We start from the raw sequence: 17736 nt of genomic DNA on the forward strand, positions 1-17736 counted from the left end.
GCGCTTACATCTGGTTCGGCTCCTGTTGTTCGGAGTGATTGTCGCGCTCTGCGGGGGGTGTGTGGTCAACGACGAAGGTCTAGTACCAGAAGGGCCCCCGCTGACGGTGCAGAAGGTGCCTGAGATTGCGGCTCTGTTGCCACCGAAGGTCGCTGAATCAGGGAAGCTCCAGATCGGGGTGAACATTCCCTACGCGCCCAACGAATTCAAGGACGCGAACGGCAACATCGTCGGATTCGACGTCGATTTGATGAAAGCTGTTGCGGCAGTGCTCGGAGTCGAGCCGGTCTTCAATCAAGCGGACTTCGACAAAATCATTCCCGCAATCCAATCGGGGAGTTACGACATGGGGATGTCGTCGTTCACCGATTCCAAGGAGCGCGAGAAGACGGTCGACTTCGTGACCTACTACAGCGCAGGCATTCAATGGGCTCAACGTCCGGACAATCCTGTTGATCCGAACAATGCGTGTGGGCTGCGGGTCGCTGTGCAAACGACGACCACCGAGGATATCGACGAAGTGCCTGCAAAGAGCGAGGCCTGTGTTGCCGCGGGAAAGCCGCCCATCGAGAAGATCAAGTACGACAGCCAGGACGACGCGGCGAATGCGCTCATCCTCGGCCGGGTTGACGCACTGTCGGCAGACTCGCCGGTCACCGGTTATGCGATCAAGCGCAGCAAGGGCCGGATGGAAGCGGCGGGTGAGCCTTTCGATTCGGCACCGTACGGTTGGCCGATCGTCAAGGGCTCGGAGCTCGGTCCCGCGCTGCAGCAGGCCATGCAGTACCTGATCGACAACGGTGTCTATCAACAGATCGCTCAGACGTGGAGCGTCGAGGCCGGCGTCATCGAAGAATCCAAGATCAACGGCGCGGAGAGCTGATGAACATGACAACAACCGAGAGTGGAGAACCGGCGCCGATCAAGGCGATCCCTCTGCGTAGGCCAGGTCGTTGGATCGCTGCGATCGTCGTAGTGTTCCTGTTCGGACTGTTTCTCTACGGGGCTGCGACCAACGAACAGTTCGGGTGGCCGACCTATCGTCAGTACCTGTTCGACTCGCGTATTTCGAAGGCCGCCTGGGTCACCATTCAATTGACGGTTTTGTCGATGGCGGCTGCAATCATTCTGGGGGTTGTCCTCGCCGTCATGCGGCTTTCTCCGAACCCGGTCTTGAAGTCCGCTGCCTGGATGTACTTGTGGGTTTTCCGTGGAACCCCCGTCTACGTCCAGCTTGTATTCTGGGGGCTGTTTCCCTCCATTTACAAGAGCATCGATCTCGGGATTCCGTTCGTACATCAGTTCGTGCACTTCGACATGCAAGATTTGCAGGCGGCATTTCTCTTCGCCGTGATCGGACTCGCTTTGAACGAGGCGGCCTACATGGCTGAAATCGTTCGTGCAGGTATCGCCTCGGTCAACGAAGGACAGACCGAAGCGTCCGTGGCACTGGGAATGACCTGGAGCCAGACGATGCGCCGGACAGTTCTGCCACAGGCGATGAGAGTGATCATTCCGCCTACCGGCAACGAGTTGATCAGCTTGCTCAAGACGACGTCGCTCGTGTCAGCCGTGCCGCTGAGCACCGAACTGTACGGTCGCGCCAGAGACATTTCCGGCGCGAACTTCGAGCCGATCCCACTGCTCATGGTTGCAGCAACCTGGTACCTCGCGATCACGAGCCTGCTGATGATCGGTCAGTTCTACGTCGAGCGGTACTACTCGAAGGGTGCAACGCGAGCACTGACCGCACGCCAGCTTCAGGCGCTTGCCGATGCGCAAGGCAACGCGACGGTAGTGGAGACACTCCCGGACATTCCCGGAGGAGAACGAAAATGACACCGATGGTCAAGGCCGAGCAAGTGTGCAAGAACTTCGGCGCACTCCAGGTTCTCAAAGGTGTGTCACTCGAAATCGATCGCGGGCAGGTGCTCTGCCTGGTCGGTCCGTCCGGATCGGGCAAGTCGACGTTCTTGCGCTGCATCAATCACCTCGAACAGGTCAATGCAGGACGTCTGTATGTCGACGGTGACCTTGTCGGTTACTCGGAGAAGAACGGCAAACTTTACGAACTGCACCCACGTGCGGCGGCAAAGCAACGCCAGGACATCGGCATGGTGTTCCAGCATTTCAACTTGTTTCCGCATCGAACTGCGCTGGAGAACATCATCGAAGCGCCCACCCAGGTGAAGCGCGTCAGCAAGAAGAAGGCGATCGAGCGGGCCAAGGATCTGCTCGATCAGGTTGGTTTGAGCGCCAAGGCAAATGCGTACCCCGCCCAGTTGTCGGGCGGACAGCAACAGCGCGTTGCCATCGCGCGGGCACTCGCCATGGATCCGAAACTGATGCTCTTCGACGAGCCGACGTCGGCACTCGACCCGGAACTTGTCGGTGAAGTTCTCGCAGTCATGAAACAACTCGCCAAAGACGGAATGACGATGGTCGTCGTCACTCACGAGATGGGCTTTGCCCGCGAGGTTGCCGATCAGCTGGTGTTCATGGACGGCGGCGTTGTCGTCGAATCCGGTGAGCCGCGGCAACTGCTGGCCAATCCGCAACAGGATCGCACCAAGGCCTTCCTGTCGAATCTGCTGTAGCGCTCAGGGTTTGACGGCGCTGAATATCGCGGTGCCCGGAAAGAGCTGGCCGCGTAGGGGACTCCACTGTCCCCACTCACGGTCCAGCCACTCCGGCCACTCCGGTTCGATGATGTCGTGAACCTGCAGGCCGGCTGCTACCAGCTCGCGGACGCGATCGCCGATCGTGCGGTGATGCTCGACGTAGGTCGGCACCCCGTTGTCGTCGACCTCGACGTAGGGCGTGCGGTCGAAGTAGGGGAGCGTCGCGGTCAGCCCCTTCGGCCCCGGATCGTCGGGGAAGATCCAGCGGATCGGATGATTGACAGCAAACACCCACTTGCCGCCCGGCCGCAGAACTCGGGCGACCTCGTTCATCACCTGCTGCGAATCGGCCACGAACGGAACGGCTCCGAAAGCGGAGCAGACGATGTCGAAGCTCTCGTCGGCAAACGGCAACAATTCCGCGCTCGCCTGAATCAGCGGCACGCGTGGTCCGCCGGCAGTCATCGCGTCGACTCCCCGCGAGAGCATGCCCATCGAAATGTCGAGCCCGACAGCCCGGGCGCCATGGCCGGCCAGCCATCGGGCGCACGGTGCGGATCCGCACCCCACTTCGAGGATGTCCTTGTCCACGATGTCGCCGAGTAGCTGGTGATCGCCTTCGTGCAGACCCTCGGGGCACCAGACGAATTCGCCATCTGCGCTGTTCACGCCCAGAAACTCGCCATGAGTGCGGTGGTAATCCTCGGCGTCCGCATCCCACCACGCGCGGCTGGCGCGGTCGCTCGCACCGGAATCGACCCGGGCCCTGCCGACTCCGCTGGTCCCGAGGATGGAATTGGCAGCGGCATGGCGATCGTCAGACATAGCGAACAGACTAGAGCGCTACCAGCGGCGACAGGGTACCCGGGTTTGCCCGCTCGCACCGCCGACGCGTAGTCTTACCCACGCGAGTGTCTGTCATTCAGCCGAATATCTGTACCAGGCCTTTACCGAGGCCTTGGATCGGCGTGAACGAGAGATCTTGTGGTGCACCGTTCGGGTGCGGAATGTGTTTCGGTTTCCGGTTGTTAGTTTGTGTGCAACTGGGTACTGCATTCCGGTACCTCAAATGTTGCATCTCGTCCGACAAAATCCATCAACCGACCACAACTCGTCCGGAGCAATTCAACATATGCCCTCCACAACCGTCACCTCGCCGCAGGTAGCCATTAACGACATTGGCTCTGCCGAGGACTTCCTCGCCGCCATCGACGCAACGATCAAGTACTTCAACGATGGCGACATCGTCGAAGGCACCATCGTCAAGGTCGACCGCGACGAGGTTCTGCTCGACATCGGTTACAAGACCGAAGGTGTCATCCCTTCTCGTGAGCTCTCCATCAAGCACGACGTCGACCCCAACGAGGTCGTCTCCGTGGGAGATGCGGTCGAGGCTCTCGTCCTCACCAAGGAGGACAAAGAAGGTCGACTGATCCTGTCGAAGAAGCGTGCTCAGTACGAGCGTGCCTGGGGCACCATCGAGGAGCTCAAGGAGAAGGACGAGGCCGTCAAGGGCACCGTCATCGAGGTCGTCAAGGGCGGCCTCATCCTTGACATCGGCCTTCGTGGCTTCCTCCCTGCCTCGCTCGTCGAAATGCGTCGCGTCCGCGACCTCCAGCCGTACGTCGGCAAGGAGATCGAAGCCAAGATCATCGAGCTCGACAAGAACCGCAACAACGTGGTCCTGTCGCGCCGTGCATGGCTCGAGCAGACTCAGTCCGAGGTTCGCAGCGAATTCCTGCACCAGCTCCAGAAGGGCCAGGTCCGCAAGGGCGTCGTGTCCTCCATCGTCAACTTCGGTGCATTCGTGGACCTGGGCGGCGTAGACGGTCTGGTTCACGTTTCCGAGCTGTCTTGGAAGCACATCGATCATCCCTCCGAGGTTGTCGAGGTCGGCACCGAGGTCACCGTCGAGGTTCTCGACGTCGATCTGGACCGCGAGCGCGTCTCCCTGTCGCTCAAGGCAACGCAGGAAGATCCGTGGCGTCAGTTCGCCCGCACGCACGCCATCGGCCAGATCGTGCCCGGCAAGGTCACGAAGCTGGTTCCGTTCGGTGCATTCGTGCGAGTCGAAGAGGGAATCGAAGGCCTCGTTCACATCTCGGAGCTGGCTGAGCGCCACGTCGAGGTTCCGGACCAGGTTGTCGGCGTCGGCGACGATGCACTCGTCAAGGTCATCGACATCGACCTCGAGCGTCGTCGTATCTCGCTGTCGCTGAAGCAGGCCAACGAGGATTACAACGCCGAGTTCGATCCGTCCAAGTACGGCATGGCCGACTCGTACGACGAGCAGGGCAACTACATCTTCCCCGAGGGCTTCGATCCCGAGACCAACGAATGGCTCGAGGGCTTCGACAAGCAGCGCGAAGAGTGGGAGAACCGCTACGCCGAGGCTGAGCGTCGCCACAAGATGCACACCGTTCAGATGGAGAAGACCGCTGCAGACGAGGCCGCTGAAGCTGCCACCGCTGCTGCCGGCTACTCCTCGGAGACGGCTTCTGCAGACGACGACGAGGCTCCGGCCTCCGCTGGCTCCGCTCCGGCAGAGTCCGCCGGTGGATCGCTTGCAAGCGATGCACAGCTCGCCGCACTTCGTGAGAAGCTGTCGGGCAACGCATAAGGATTACCGCTTGATCTGATCAAGCGAGGTCTGTGAAGAACCCCGTTCCTGCGCAAGCAGGGGCGGGGTTCTTTTGTTGTGTGGCGCAAGTTTTGATTGTGCGAAGGTCTTCGACCTCGCGAGGAAAATGCGACAGCCACCAGTCTGTGACGACTGGTGGCTGTCGGGTGAAAGCTGGGGGTCTGCTGTGTCAGGCGACGGTGGCCGGAGCCGGGACCCAGTACGTCGCGGTGGCGTCCGCGGTGCGCTTGCGCATCGACGCGAAGCTGTGACGGCCCTGGCTCACGAGCATGGTGAACCACGTTCGGCGATGCTCGGCCAATGCGAAGGCGACCTCGGGAAATTCGATGCAGTGCACGCCGTTCGGCATTCCGAGGCGATGCTGACCAAGCTGGTCGCGATCTGCTCGCATGGCGTCCACTTTCTCGAGAAGGTACAGGGCGTTCGCTAGAACTTAACCACACAGATTGCCTCGATTGTGGTATTTGCGTCTCGAGCGGTGTGGCGTGTTCGATTTCAGGACTCGAATCTCGTGCCGTGAGCATAGGTGAGAGACTGTCGGTTGTGTTGAGAGTTGGCCTCACTGGAGGCATCGGAGCCGGCAAGTCGACTGTGTCGAAAATCCTCACCGAACTGGGAGCAGTGATCGTTGATGCCGACCTGATCGCCCGAGAGGTCGTCGAACCAGGAACTCCCGGGTTGGCCGAGTTGGCGCAAGCGTTCGGTGACGGCATTGTCGCTGCCGACGGTAGCCTCGACAGACCGGCGCTAGCGGCGTTGGCGTTTGCCGACGACGCGTCCCGCGGAACTCTCAATTCGATCCTGCATCCGTTGATCGGCCATCGCACGGCCGAGCGTCTTGCTGCCGCGCCGGAGGATTCTGTTCTGGTGCAGGACATCCCGCTGCTGGTCGAAGCGGGAATGGCTCCGGCCTTCAATCTGGTTGTCATCGTGTACGTCGACGCCGAAGAACGTGTCCGACGGTTGGTCGAATCACGCGGGATGCCCGAGAGTGATGCCCGCGCCCGGATCGCGGCGCAGGCGACTGACGATCAGCGCCGCGCTGTCGCGGATGTGTGGCTCGACAACAGCGGTGATCCAGGAGTCTTGGACGCTGTAGTTCGCGAGCTGTGGGCACAGCGAATCGCACCGTTCGAGGAAAATCTGCGTACGGGAACAGCGGTTCGTGTATTGCCGGAGCTGAGCCCCGCGGATCCGGAGTGGCCAGAGCAGGCAGCTCGACTGATCAATCGGTTGGCGCTGCTGTGCGGTGATCGAGCTACGCGTATCGATCACATCGGTTCCACTGCCGTACCCGGACTCGACGCGAAAGACGTGATCGATATTCAGATCACTGTCGAACACCTCGGAATTGCGGACGACTTGGCCGCGGATCTTGCGGCCGGCGGTTTTCCGCGTCTCGAGCACATCGTCGCAGACGACCCGAAACCTGCGTATCTGGGCGGCGAAACCGACCCGAGCGTGTGGGCGAAGCGTATTCATGCCAGCGCTGATCCCGGTCGACCGGCGTACATCCATGTTCGCGTCGACGGTTGGCCTGGCCAGCAGTTCGCTTTGTTGTTCCGAGACTGGCTGCGGGCGGATAGTGACGCCTGCGCCGAATATGCCGCGTTGAAAGTCCGGGCCGCGGAACATGCATCCGGAATCGACGACTACGCCACGGCGATCGACGCGTACCTCGCGGTCAAGACGCCGTGGTTCGACGCTGCATACCACCGGGCGTGGGAATGGGCCGACAAGTCGAGTTGGACAGCCTGACACCTACCGCCAGGTGATCGGCATACCCATGGACAACAGCCACGCGCCGAGATCGTGACCGTGGGCGGCGATGCCGTCAATCGTGCGGGCTGCGGTCAGCATCGCCTGTTCGGAAGTCTGCGCGTCGAGAATTCCGGAGGCGTGCGCTTCGAGGAGTTCGTCGACGTCGAGTAGTTCGGTGCTGCGACCGGTCTGCACGATCAGATCGAGATAGTGGTCCTCGGACGTCCAAACATGCTCACCGCGCGTGAAGGTGCCGATGTCGATGTAGTGATCCTGGTCGCGTTCGTGCCCCGGCGTGAAGTGGAAGATCGACGCTCGGATTCCGAGGTCGGGGAGAATCCACGATTCCAGGTAGTGGAACTGTGGATGGTCTGCATGTCGGCCCATGTACAGGCCCCATGGCTCTTCGCGATAGTACTCGACCTGGCGAACGAAGCCCTTGGGATCGATGTTGGTTCGGGCCTCGAGGTCGAATGTCTCGACTTTGGGCGAGTGAATGTGGATGCGTGCTTCGCTCATGATGCATGAACCTACCGCTGCGGTGAGCTTGTGCCCACGCATGATGTCGGTGGGTGCGCATACCCTGGTTTCATGGCGTTTGCTTCCGAACATCCAGTCGTCGCACATTCCGAGTTCCGTCCGGTCAGCGACATCGAACGCTCTGACGGCAGGTTCGAGGTCGTCAGTGAATACGAGCCTGCCGGCGATCAACCCGCTGCCATCGCCGAGCTGGAGAAACGGCTCAACGCGGGGGAGAAGGATGTAGTCCTTCTCGGTGCCACCGGCACCGGTAAATCTGCGACGACCGCCTGGCTGATCGAGCGTGTGCAGCGGCCGACGCTGGTGATGGCACCGAACAAGACCCTGGCTGCCCAGCTTGCGAACGAGCTTCGCGAGATGTTGCCGAACAACGCGGTCGAATACTTCGTCTCGTATTACGACTACTACCAACCTGAGGCCTATATCGCTCAAACGGACACGTACATCGAGAAAGACTCGTCGGTCAACGACGATGTCGAACGCTTGCGCCACTCCGCTACGTCGAGCCTGCTCTCGCGGCGGGACGTTGTCGTGGTCGCGTCCGTGTCGTGCATTTACGGTCTCGGCACACCGCAGTCCTACCTGGATCGCTCCATCTCGCTCGAGGTAGGCGTCGAGGTTCCGCGTGATGCGTTTCTGCGCCTTCTGGTCGACGTGCAGTACAACCGAAACGATGTCGCGTTCACCCGTGGTTCGTTCCGCGTCCGGGGCGATACGGTGGAAATCATCCCGTCGTACGAAGAATTGGCCGTTCGTATCGAGTTCTTCGGCGACGAGATCGAGGCGCTGTACTACCTTCATCCGCTCACCGGCGACATCGTCCGGAAAGTGGATACGGTTCGGATCTTCCCTGCGACCCATTATGTTGCCGGCCCCGAGCGTCTCGAGCGTGCGGTCAAAGACATCGAGGAAGAGTTGGAGCAACGCCTCGAAGAGTTGGAGGGCAAGGGCAAACTGCTCGAGGCGCAGCGGCTACGGATGCGAACGCAGTACGACCTGGAGATGATCAAACAGGTCGGATTCTGCTCCGGCATCGAGAACTACTCGCGGCATATCGACGGTCGTGGACCTGGCACTGCGCCGGCCACACTGATCGACTATTTCCCCGAGGACTTTCTGCTGGTCATCGACGAGTCGCATGTGACTGTTCCGCAGATCGGCGCCATGTACGAGGGCGATATGTCGCGCAAGCGCAACTTGGTGGAGTTCGGCTTCCGTCTACCGTCGGCGACCGATAACCGCCCGTTGACGTGGGAGGAATTCAGCCAGCGCATCGGTCAGACCGTCTACCTGTCGGCAACACCGGGCAAGTACGAGTTGGGGCAAGCCGGTGGTGAGTTCGTCGAGCAGGTGATTCGTCCGACGGGTCTCGTCGATCCCGAGGTGATCGTCAAACCGACCAAGGGGCAGATCGACGATCTGGTTCACGAGATCCAGGAACGCGCTGCAAAGGACGAGCGCGTTCTTGTCACGACCTTGACCAAGAAGATGTCGGAAGACCTCACCGATTACCTGCTCGAACTAGGAATCCGGGTTCGGTATCTGCACTCCGACATCGACACCTTGCGCCGCGTCGAACTGCTGCGGCAGTTGCGGTTGGGGGAGTACGACGTTCTGGTGGGCATCAACCTTCTTCGTGAGGGCCTCGACCTTCCCGAGGTGTCGCTTGTTGCCATTCTCGATGCCGACAAGGAGGGCTTTCTGCGAAGCTCCACCAGCCTTATCCAGACTATCGGCCGTGCAGCTCGTAACGTGTCCGGCCAGGTCCACATGTACGCGGACAAGATCACTGCGTCCATGGCGCAGGCAATCGAAGAGACCGAGCGTCGCCGTGAGAAGCAGATCGAATACAACCAGAAGATGGGAGTAGAGCCCCAGCCTCTTCGTAAGAAGATCGCGGACATTCTCGATCAGGTGTACGAGGAAGCCGAGGATACTGCGGCGTCCGTCGACATCGGTGGTTCGGGGCGCAACGCGACGCGTGGTCGTCGAGCACAGGGCGAAGCAGGCCGTGCGGTCAGTGCGGGCGTGTACGAAGGCCGCGACACGAAATCGATGCCTCGCGCCGAATTGGCAGACCTGGTCAAGGAACTCACCGATCAGATGATGAATGCCGCCCGAGACTTGCAGTTCGAGTTGGCCGGTCGTTTGCGTGATGAAATCTCGGACCTCAAGAAGGAGCTTCGAGGCATGGACGCGGCCGGATTGAAGTAGCTCATGCAATGTGTGTGAATCGGGGTCGCCCGCTACGGTTCACCTATGGATCCACAGACTGCCGGTAAGACCGGCCGTACTCTCGAACTTCTCCATTCGTTGGCGTACTTCGTTCCGGAGACGGAAAAGGAATTGGTTGCGCTCGGGCTTGAACCGGGCCGGATGGTGTATTTCGCGGGTCGTGCTGCGCCACTAGGTACTCCGCCTGCCACCGTGGTGGCGTCGGCGTTCTACAACTTCAATCCCGACTTGGTGGCCAGCGTGATTCCGCGCGCGTGGGATCTCGCGAAGCCGTCGGAGATTGTTGCTGCGCGCTACCGCGCTATCGACGCTGCGTACGTTCGCCTTCTCGGCGAAGATGTGACGTCGTCACCGGACATGGCTGAGGCTGCCGAGTTGGTTTCCATTGCGGCGCGGAACATTCCCGGAGTCGAGGGGCGTCCGCTGTATGCAGGTTGGGCGTCGGTCGAGTGGCCGACCTTGCCGCACGTCGCGTTCTGGCATGCACTGACGCTGCTGCGGGAGTACCGGGGCGACGGCCACATCGCAGCGTTGCAGACTGCCGGACTGAACGGGTTGGAAGCCTTGATTACGCACACGGCCACCGGTATCGGATTCCAGAAAAAGTTTGCCCAGAGTCGTCGTGGGTGGTCTACGGAGCAGTGGGAGCAAGCCGTTCAGGGTCTTCAGGACCGAGAGTTGCTCGATCGTAAGTCGGGAGTATTGACCGAGGACGGACAGGAACTGCGCGACGTCGTGGAGGACTTGACGGACGATCTGGCGTTGGCGCCGTGGGACGCGTTGGGTGAATCCGGAGCCGACAGGCTTCTCGAACTGGCAGCGCCGTGGCGTGCGGCGCTGATCGAACAGGAAGTGTTTCCCGCCGCACTCTTCGGTCCGCGATTCGGAAGCCTGCGCTGAGCGGGAATTCAGTGTAATTTTTTGATGTGACTGCAGATCACATTCACTGCGGTGTTGTGGTGTGTATGGCAAATGGCACTTTTCCCGCGCTCTGCCCGCTAATGTCAGCAGCGCTGACTACCCCGTAACCGCTGACTATCTCGTAACCATGGAGGATGAATGAGTGCCTACCGGACCGTTGTCGTAGGAACCGATGGCTCCGAGTCGTCACTGAAAGCAGTCGACAGGGCCGCAAGCATTGCCGCTGACGCCAGCGCACAGTTGATCATCGCGTGCGCGTACTACCCGGCAGACCCCAAGGATGTCAGCGCTGCGGCCGATGTACTCGGCGATGAGGCATACCAGGTCACAGGTTCGACCCCCACCTACGAAATCCTCCGAACCGCCCGAGAGCGCGCCCATGCCGCCGGTGCGGAAAAGGTCGTGGAACGGGCAATCGTCGGAGCGCCAGTCGAGTCGTTGCTCGCCTTGCTCGACGAGGTCGAAGGGGACTTGCTGGTCATCGGTAACCGTGGACTCAATACACTGACCGGTCGTCTACTCGGATCGGTACCGTCGGATGCTGCACGAAAGGCAACATCCGACGTCCTGATCGTTCATACCGTTCGCTGACTAATCTCTGCAGTATTCTGCTTCGGCCGCATCGACGATCACTGTTCCCAATCGATAGGGATCGGCATCGATCGACGATGCGGCCGAACTGTTTTCGGTGCCTTCGACGTCTTGGAGCTGGCCTGGTCGGCTGGTGGCACCGTTGTGTGTCACGCTACGCAAATTCTCGATGATCGTCGCTCGTTCCGTACCCACGGCCAACTGGCGGCAGATTCCGTCCCCGAGTGCTTGCAGGGTGTCGTCGGTGAGCGGCGTCGTGACGCCGTCGGCCATGATCGCGTCCCGGAACTGCGCTAGTGCCTGATCTTCGGGTGAGTCGACCACGTCAGTGGTGTATGCGTCAGTATCCGTCGCCGAAGACTCTGCCTGAGAGCATCCGATCAACATCCCGGCGCACAGGCCGATCAGCGCAGTTCCGACGACGTGTGGGCGACGACGGAGTAGCCACCGCGGCATGCGTGTGGCGGTCGGAGCGGTCACGAGAAGATTTCCTTCAGTAGAAGTGGCACGAGAGAACCTACTCTGCCGCGTTACGTCACGGGCGTGAATGCAGCTTCGGCGATGTCGTCGAGCACAGCCGGGAGCGATTCGACGTGAATGATGCCGAGTCGCTGTGTTGCGCGCGTCAACGCGACGTACAGGTCATTCATGCCTCGTGGCGATTCATCGAGGATGTCAGTGGGTTCGACGATGAAAACGGTGTCGAATTCCAGGCCTTTGACGTCCTTGACGGAGAGCACGCTGACCGAGTCGCCGGCGAGGCCGGACAGATTCTTCACCGTCTCGTGCCCGGCGATGACGGCGGTCAGGCCGGGGTGAGACTCGTGCTCGATGCAGCGACGCACCGTTTCCTCGAGATTCTCCGTTGTTGTGTTCAGTGACCACGGCGCAAAACCGCTGTCTCTGACCGACCGGGGTACTGCTTGCGTTGGATCGATCTCTTCGAGCACCCGGTGTGCCACATCCATGATCTCCGACGGGGTTCGATAGTTCACGGTCAGCTGGGTGAGCTTCCAACGCTGTGCGACATACGGTTCGAGGATCGTCTGCCATGACGACGTGCCGGCGGGATCACCCGTCTGCGCTGTGTCACCCACCAAGGTCATCCAACGATTAGGTATGCGGCGCATCAACATCCGCCACGCCATCGCTGACAACTCCTGGGCCTCGTCCACGATCACGTGACCGTATGTCCAAGTTCGATCGCCTGCTGCCCGCTCGGCAGTGGTCTGATGCTGACCCAGATCGTGACGCTGCGCGAGTTGGCTGGCGTCGATCAGGTCGTACGCCATCAGGATCTCGGGATCCATCTCGTCTTCGAGATCCTGCGGCGCCGATCCCGTCAGAATGTCGAGAGCGCCCTGGGCGTCGGCGATCTGCGCGCGCCATTGCCGTTGTGCCCGTTCGCGTTCCGCGGCGTCGTCGACGCCGAGAATTTCGGCCAGCTCGTCGAGTAGTGGTGCATCGGCAGCACTGAATCCGGGGCCGACGCTCTGCAGAAGTTCAGAGCGCTGGTTGTCGTCGAATTGTGGAGCGGCCTTCTCCAGTCGTCTCGGTGACGTCCAGAGTTCGGCAAGAATCTGTTGCGGCGACAACTCGGGCCACAGTGCGCCGATTGCGGACATGATGTCGGCGTCTTCGCGCATCTCGTCGCGGATGTCGGCTATGTCGTCCCGACTCAGGAGCGAACCGCCGTCCACCAGATTTCCGCCGATGATCTCGGCCATCTGCAGAGCGAGGGCTTCGATGACCGCGGAGACGAAGATCGGCCTGGCCAAGTTGTGCGGACGACGTGACGAGCGGGCACGGCCGCGAGCTTTGGTGACTGTCTTTCGATCCAGTTTCAGGTCGTAGGTGTCGAAGCGGAGAACAATCGGCGAGGACGGTACTTCCTGGCGATCGCGGACAGCGTTCTTGAGTACGTCGAGGATGTCGAGAGAGCCCTTGATCTCACCGGCCGCTAGCGAATCGATTCGTGTTGCGCGCACTCCGGGATACAGGTCGCCGATGGTGGAGAGGAGAACGCCGGTCTCACCCAGTGACGGGAGTACCTGGCTGATGTAGTCGAGGAATGTTGCGTTGGGGCCGATGATGAGCACTCCGGCCTTCGCCAACTGCTGGCGATAGGTGTACAGCAGGAACGCCGCACGGTGGAGTGCGACAGCGGTCTTGCCGGTACCGGGGCCACCCTGAACCACGAGCACACTCTTGTGTTCGGATCGGATGATCGAATCCTGCTCGGTTTGGATGGTTTCCACGATGTCGTTCATCTGGCCGGTGCGCGCAGCGTTCAACGCGTCGAGCAGGGCGCTCTCCCCGGCCACGCCACCGGCTTCGGTGACAACACCGGCAGCGCGAGCCGCGTCGAGGTCGAGGTATTCGTCGTTGATACCGGTAACCGCGCGACTACGGCTTCGGATGTGGCGTCGACGCTTCACGCCTTCCGGTGCCGCCGGTGTCGCGAGGTAGAACGGGCGGGCCATCGGGGCGCGCCAGTCGAGGAGGAGCGTCTCGTAGTCGTTCTCGGTGTCGAGAATCCCGAGGCGTCCGACGTAGCGATGTTCTTCGTCGAAATCGATTCTGCCGAAGCACAGTCCATTCTCGGCTGCGTCGTACTTGGCTAGATCCTCGGTGTACATCGCATTGAACGATTCCCGTTCGCTGCGTGCCTGCGGGGTTCCACCGCTTTCCAGCAAGACAGTGCTCAGGCGCGATTTGGCATGCTTCCGGAGCTCGTCGAGACGGGAATACAGCATCGTCACGTACTGCTGTTCGAGCTGTTGCTCGGTGTGTGACGGGTCCGCGTCGGGCAAGGGTTCTCCTAGGCTTGGTGAAAGAAGTTCGAGCACCGCAAAAGTGCCAAGACAGTCTAGTTCGCTTAGGTGAATGGGATGTATCCAACGAGGTCAGGCCACCCGAAGGTGGCCTGACCGGGCGTTCGATTGTGTCAGTGAGTCAATTCGTCACGCTTCTCGCGGGCCTTGGCCAGGGCAATTTCGGCTCGTTTGCGGGCACGCTTTCCGAGGACCTCGGACTGTTCGGATGCCGTCTCTGCCCATTCGTTGCTTTTTTCGAGCGCAAGTTCTGCAAACTCGGCGCCGCGCTTGCCGGCGAACTCCGCCAGTTCCGACCCACGCTCGCGGGCCGTCTCGGCCAGTTCCGCACCGCGCTTCTGTGCGACCTCGAGAATCTCGGGGCCTCGTTCCTTTGCGATCTCGAGCAATTCGGAACCGTGCACCTTCGCAGCTTCGGCGAGTTCCGTGCCACGCTCCGAGGCAACGCTGAGGGCGTGCTCGAGACGTTCACCGGTGTGCTCGTCGTGGTTTGCGGCTGCCAAGGGGATCGCCGCCGCGATCGATGCCTGAGCCTTCCGCGCAGCGCGACGACCGCGCCATCCGAGTGACGGTTTGCCTTCGGTGTCGACGGCGGCAATCATCAGGCCGCCGAGCAGGCTGACGTTCTTGATGAAGTTGGTGCGTTGCATCGCGCGAAGTGTGGGGTCGGACTCGTTCCAGAAATCATGGCCCGCAACTGTGGTGGGGACCAGGCTTCCAGCCAGTGCCAACGACGCAATACGCGGAGCCTTTCCGCTTGCGAGCAACGCTCCACCGCCGATCTGGATTACCGCGTTGAGCTTGATCAGCGTCTCTGGATCTGCGGGTAGTTTTTGTGTCACCGCGCCGGGGAGTGTTTCCACTGATTTGTCGATCAGTGGAGTTGCTTTTGCCGCGCGCTGCGCAGGATTACGGAGCGCGTCGATCCCCCCGGCAATGAAAATGGTGGAAAGAAGCGGACGAGCAATTCGACGTACCAGCATGTTCCAAGCCTCCCGATGTAGGTCCTTTCCACACTAGCGATTCGAACGGAACCCGGGACGGGTTACGTCCTGCCGGCCAGTGTGGCAAGACTGTAAAAACGGCGTCCATCAGCGAAGAATTAACCGAAACTCGGCTGCGACACACCTTGGGACGATGGTCTGGGAGGTTTGAACATGGATCACAATGTCGACGTAGTGGTGGTCGGTGGTGGCCCAGCAGGCATGACCGTCGCGGGTGATCTTGCGCGGCTGGGACGCTCGGTTGCCGTTGTGGAGAAGTGGCCGACGGTCAACCCGTCCAGCCGGGCGTTTGCAACGATGGCGAGAACACTGGAGTTGCTCGATGCGCGTGGGTTGGCAGACCAGCTACTTGCGACGAGCACGACCACTCCCGGCATCAATCTGTTCAAGGGCGCGAAGCTGGACCTCACCCACCTGAGATCTCGCTACCGGTTCGCGATGATCACTCCGCAGACCAACGTCGATCAAGCCCTCGAGCGCTATGCCAAGGAACAGGGAGTCGACATTCATCGCGGTATGGCACTGGTCGGCCTCATTCAGGACGCCACCGGAGTCACACTCACCGCTCGACCCAAAGACGATGACAACCCTTCGTCCCCGATGACGTGGCGCGCCACGTATGTCGTCGGGGCAGACGGCGCACACAGTACGGTCCGTGGTCTGGTCGCGATGGATTTCCCCGGGAAGTCCGTGCTGTCGTCGGTGGTGTTGGCTGATGTGAAATTGACTGCCGGACCGCAGGGCGGCGGCCTCACGCTTGGCGATACACCGCGCGAGTTCGGATTCCTTGCGCCCTACGGGAATGAGGACAGTGACGGCGCTTGGTATCGCTCGATGACCTGGGATCGAGAGCGTCAGGTTCCCGATACCGATCCGGTGGGAGAGGCCGAGATCGTGGGTTCGTTGAACCGGGCCATGGGACGTGACGTGGGCGTCGTCGACGTTGGCTGGCATTCGCGTTTCCACTGCGACGAGCGTCAGGTTCGCGACTATCGCAGCGGCAGAGTGTTTTTGGTGGGGGACGCAGCGCATGTGCACTCGCCGATGGGCGCACAAGGAATGAACACCGGAATCCAGGACGGTGTGAACCTGGCCTGGAAACTCGGCGCTGTACTGGCAGGGGGTGACGATTCGATCCTGGACACGTATCACTGCGAGCGGCATCCGATCGGGAAGCGAGTGGTGCGGCAGTCGGGGCTGATGATGCGCGCCGTCACTTTGCATCCGCGCCCTGCCAGGTTTCTGCGCGATGTCCTTGCTCCGCATATTCTGTCGATCCCGAAGGTGCGGGACGTCGTCGCCGGGAGTTTCGCGGGTACTGAGCTGCGTTATCCCTCCTCTGACGGCCAGAGTGATCTGGTCGGAACTCGTGCAACGGAAGTGCCACTTCACGAGGGGCGTCTCACGGAACTGCAACGCCGGCCAGGATTTGTATTCATCCGCGAGCACGGGACCACCTCGGCGATGCAGAACCCAGGAACCGATCTACTCGTCCAAGCGCGACGCACGGACGACGGACCGGCACTACTCGTACGGCCCGACGGCTACGTAGCGTGGGCCGGGAGTTCTATTTCTCGCGCGGGTGAGCCGGGTTGGTCAGTAGCGCTGTCGAGGTGGACCGGAGCGCATTAGTCATGGCTGTGACGCCCAGCGATTCGGGTCGCTTTCCAGCGCGGCTCGATCCCAGTGCCCGGAATCAGCGGCGGCAGCGTATGTGGTCTGTAAGAACGACAGCAGTGTCGCCTCGGGTTCGGCGGAGGTTCGGACTGCTTCGTACGGCAGAAGAAATTGACCGAAATCCTTGCTGTAGAACGCAGCTGACGGTTCGACGTGGTACGCCTCGAACCCGGCAGGCGCGGGGTACGAGTACGAATAGAACGCACCTTCCTCTCCGCCACCTGGCCAGAAGCCGCAGCTGCTCAATTCGTGGGAGTAACCTTCCACCATCACCCAGTCGCCACAGTTGGGGGCTCCTCCCGGGTGTGGTGGCGCTGTTCGTCCGGAGAATCGAGTACACGCGAGGTCCATTGCGCCCCAGAAGAAATGGACTGGCGATACCTTTCCGATGAATCCCGCGCGGAACTCCGAGATGACCCGGTGGGCTTGAACAAGTTGGCGCCAGAAGAGGTGGACGGCTTCGGCGTCGTACGAACAGTGGACGTGATCGTCGGCAAACGGAAGCGCGGGATCAACCTCATTCGGTGTCGGCGCAATGTCCACTGAAATATTCAGCGCACGTAGGGCTTCCATCGTGCGTGCATAAAACGTCGATACCGATTGAGGTTCGAGCGGAATCTCATGTGACGCCCCGGAACTGTCGCGGATGCGTAGTTGGTGTTCGCAGAAATCGAACTCGATATCGAAAATGCGATCGCCGTAGGGGATGGACGACGTTGTCAACCCCCGCGGAGTGACGTACAGGGTGACCTGCCACCAGTGGTTGATCAGTGGTGAACACGCAAGTCGAATCTTGCCCACGATCTGCACCCACATGTGCAGGGTGTCGCGCGTGTCGGTCCAGTCGTCCACTCGCAACGCGGGCCAATCCGCCGGCGTGTTGGATGTTGTCATTCGACGTCCTCCGCACT

The 17736-nt window shown here is 60.9% G+C and carries 16 protein-coding genes; 9 read left to right on the forward strand and 7 right to left on the reverse strand.

What is annotated here, in order from left to right; all coding sequences use genetic code 11:
• Positions 1–10: 10 nt before the first annotated feature.
• From ACFRFQ_RS22280 to ACFRFQ_RS22290, 3 genes are read left to right on the forward strand one after another with little or no spacing between them, the layout of a single operon-like run.
• The gene (locus ACFRFQ_RS22280; protein ID WP_378662498.1) at positions 11–883 is read left to right on the forward strand and encodes an ABC transporter substrate-binding protein; all 873 of its coding nucleotides are present in this window, start codon (positions 11–13) and stop codon (positions 881–883) included.
• A complete protein-coding gene (locus ACFRFQ_RS22285; protein ID WP_378662365.1) occupies positions 883–1839 on the forward strand; it encodes an amino acid ABC transporter permease in 957 nt (318 codons plus the stop codon). Before ACFRFQ_RS22280 ends, ACFRFQ_RS22285 begins: the two co-directional genes overlap by 1 nt.
• Positions 1836–2597 (forward strand): amino acid ABC transporter ATP-binding protein, encoded by a 762-nt coding sequence (locus tag ACFRFQ_RS22290; RefSeq protein ID WP_378662367.1) that lies wholly within the window; start codon positions 1836–1838, stop codon positions 2595–2597. Before ACFRFQ_RS22285 ends, ACFRFQ_RS22290 begins: the two co-directional genes overlap by 4 nt.
• A 3-nt stretch (positions 2598–2600) precedes the next feature.
• Here the strand turns inward: ACFRFQ_RS22290 and ACFRFQ_RS22295 are convergent, their stop codons facing one another.
• Positions 2601–3446 carry a class I SAM-dependent methyltransferase gene (locus tag ACFRFQ_RS22295; RefSeq protein ID WP_378662370.1) on the reverse strand — a complete coding sequence of 282 codons (846 nt, stop codon included), beginning with the start codon at positions 3444–3446 and terminating at the stop codon, positions 2601–2603.
• A 307-nt stretch (positions 3447–3753) separates the two neighbouring features.
• On the opposite strand from ACFRFQ_RS22295, the gene rpsA reads away from it, so the two are divergent.
• The gene (rpsA, locus tag ACFRFQ_RS22300; RefSeq protein WP_138868896.1) at positions 3754–5241 is read left to right on the forward strand and encodes a 30S ribosomal protein S1; all 1488 of its coding nucleotides are present in this window, start codon (positions 3754–3756) and stop codon (positions 5239–5241) included.
• Between the two features lie 190 nt (positions 5242–5431).
• On the opposite strand, the gene ACFRFQ_RS22305 is transcribed toward rpsA, so the two are convergent.
• The gene (locus ACFRFQ_RS22305) at positions 5432–5653 is read right to left on the reverse strand and encodes a hypothetical protein (protein ID WP_138868895.1); all 222 of its coding nucleotides are present in this window, start codon (positions 5651–5653) and stop codon (positions 5432–5434) included.
• Between the two features lie 152 nt (positions 5654–5805).
• On the opposite strand from ACFRFQ_RS22305, the gene coaE reads away from it, so the two are divergent.
• Positions 5806–7020 (forward strand): dephospho-CoA kinase, encoded by a 1215-nt coding sequence (gene coaE, locus ACFRFQ_RS22310; RefSeq protein WP_378662374.1) that lies wholly within the window; start codon positions 5806–5808, stop codon positions 7018–7020.
• A gap of 3 nt (positions 7021–7023) precedes the next feature.
• Here the strand turns inward: coaE and ACFRFQ_RS22315 are convergent, their stop codons facing one another.
• The gene (locus ACFRFQ_RS22315; protein WP_378662375.1) at positions 7024–7542 is read right to left on the reverse strand and encodes a DUF402 domain-containing protein; all 519 of its coding nucleotides are present in this window, start codon (positions 7540–7542) and stop codon (positions 7024–7026) included.
• A gap of 72 nt (positions 7543–7614) precedes the next feature.
• Between ACFRFQ_RS22315 and uvrB the strand changes: the two genes are divergently transcribed.
• The 3 genes from uvrB to ACFRFQ_RS22330 all read left to right on the forward strand — a co-directional run bounded on the left by uvrB (position 7615) and on the right by ACFRFQ_RS22330 (position 11310).
• Positions 7615–9777 (forward strand): excinuclease ABC subunit UvrB, encoded by a 2163-nt coding sequence (gene uvrB / locus ACFRFQ_RS22320; RefSeq protein ID WP_378662378.1) that lies wholly within the window; start codon positions 7615–7617, stop codon positions 9775–9777.
• A 45-nt stretch (positions 9778–9822) separates the two neighbouring features.
• The gene (locus tag ACFRFQ_RS22325) at positions 9823–10698 is read left to right on the forward strand and encodes a hypothetical protein (RefSeq protein WP_378662380.1); all 876 of its coding nucleotides are present in this window, start codon (positions 9823–9825) and stop codon (positions 10696–10698) included.
• 159 nt (positions 10699–10857) lie between these two features.
• The gene (locus ACFRFQ_RS22330) at positions 10858–11310 is read left to right on the forward strand and encodes a universal stress protein (RefSeq protein WP_033230819.1); all 453 of its coding nucleotides are present in this window, start codon (positions 10858–10860) and stop codon (positions 11308–11310) included.
• On the opposite strand, the gene ACFRFQ_RS22335 is transcribed toward ACFRFQ_RS22330, so the two are convergent.
• From ACFRFQ_RS22335 to ACFRFQ_RS22345, 3 genes are all read right to left on the reverse strand, one after another.
• Entirely contained in the window at positions 11311–11790 is a 480-nt protein-coding gene (locus ACFRFQ_RS22335; RefSeq protein WP_378662384.1) for a hypothetical protein, read from the reverse strand.
• 50 nt (positions 11791–11840) lie between these two features.
• Positions 11841–14123 (reverse strand): HelD family protein, encoded by a 2283-nt coding sequence (locus ACFRFQ_RS22340; RefSeq protein WP_378662386.1) that lies wholly within the window; start codon positions 14121–14123, stop codon positions 11841–11843.
• Between the two features lie 134 nt (positions 14124–14257).
• On the reverse strand, positions 14258–15127 hold the full coding sequence (locus tag ACFRFQ_RS22345) for a DoxX family protein (RefSeq protein WP_378662389.1): 870 nt from the start codon (positions 15125–15127) through the stop codon (positions 14258–14260).
• Positions 15128–15301: 174 nt separating this feature from the next.
• On the opposite strand from ACFRFQ_RS22345, the gene ACFRFQ_RS22350 reads away from it, so the two are divergent.
• Positions 15302–16780, forward strand: a complete 1479-nt coding sequence (locus ACFRFQ_RS22350) for an FAD-dependent monooxygenase (RefSeq protein ID WP_378662391.1) — start codon at positions 15302–15304, stop codon at positions 16778–16780.
• Here ACFRFQ_RS22350 and ACFRFQ_RS22355 read toward each other — a convergent pair whose 3' ends face one another.
• Positions 16781–17719, reverse strand: a complete 939-nt coding sequence (locus ACFRFQ_RS22355; RefSeq protein ID WP_378662394.1) for a DUF5996 family protein — start codon at positions 17717–17719, stop codon at positions 16781–16783.
• Positions 17720–17736 lie beyond the last annotated feature (17 nt).

Origin of the sequence: Rhodococcus sp. NPDC056743, from assembly GCF_042790355.1 — a bacterium.
GTDB lineage: Bacteria > Actinomycetota > Actinomycetes > Mycobacteriales > Mycobacteriaceae > Rhodococcus_F.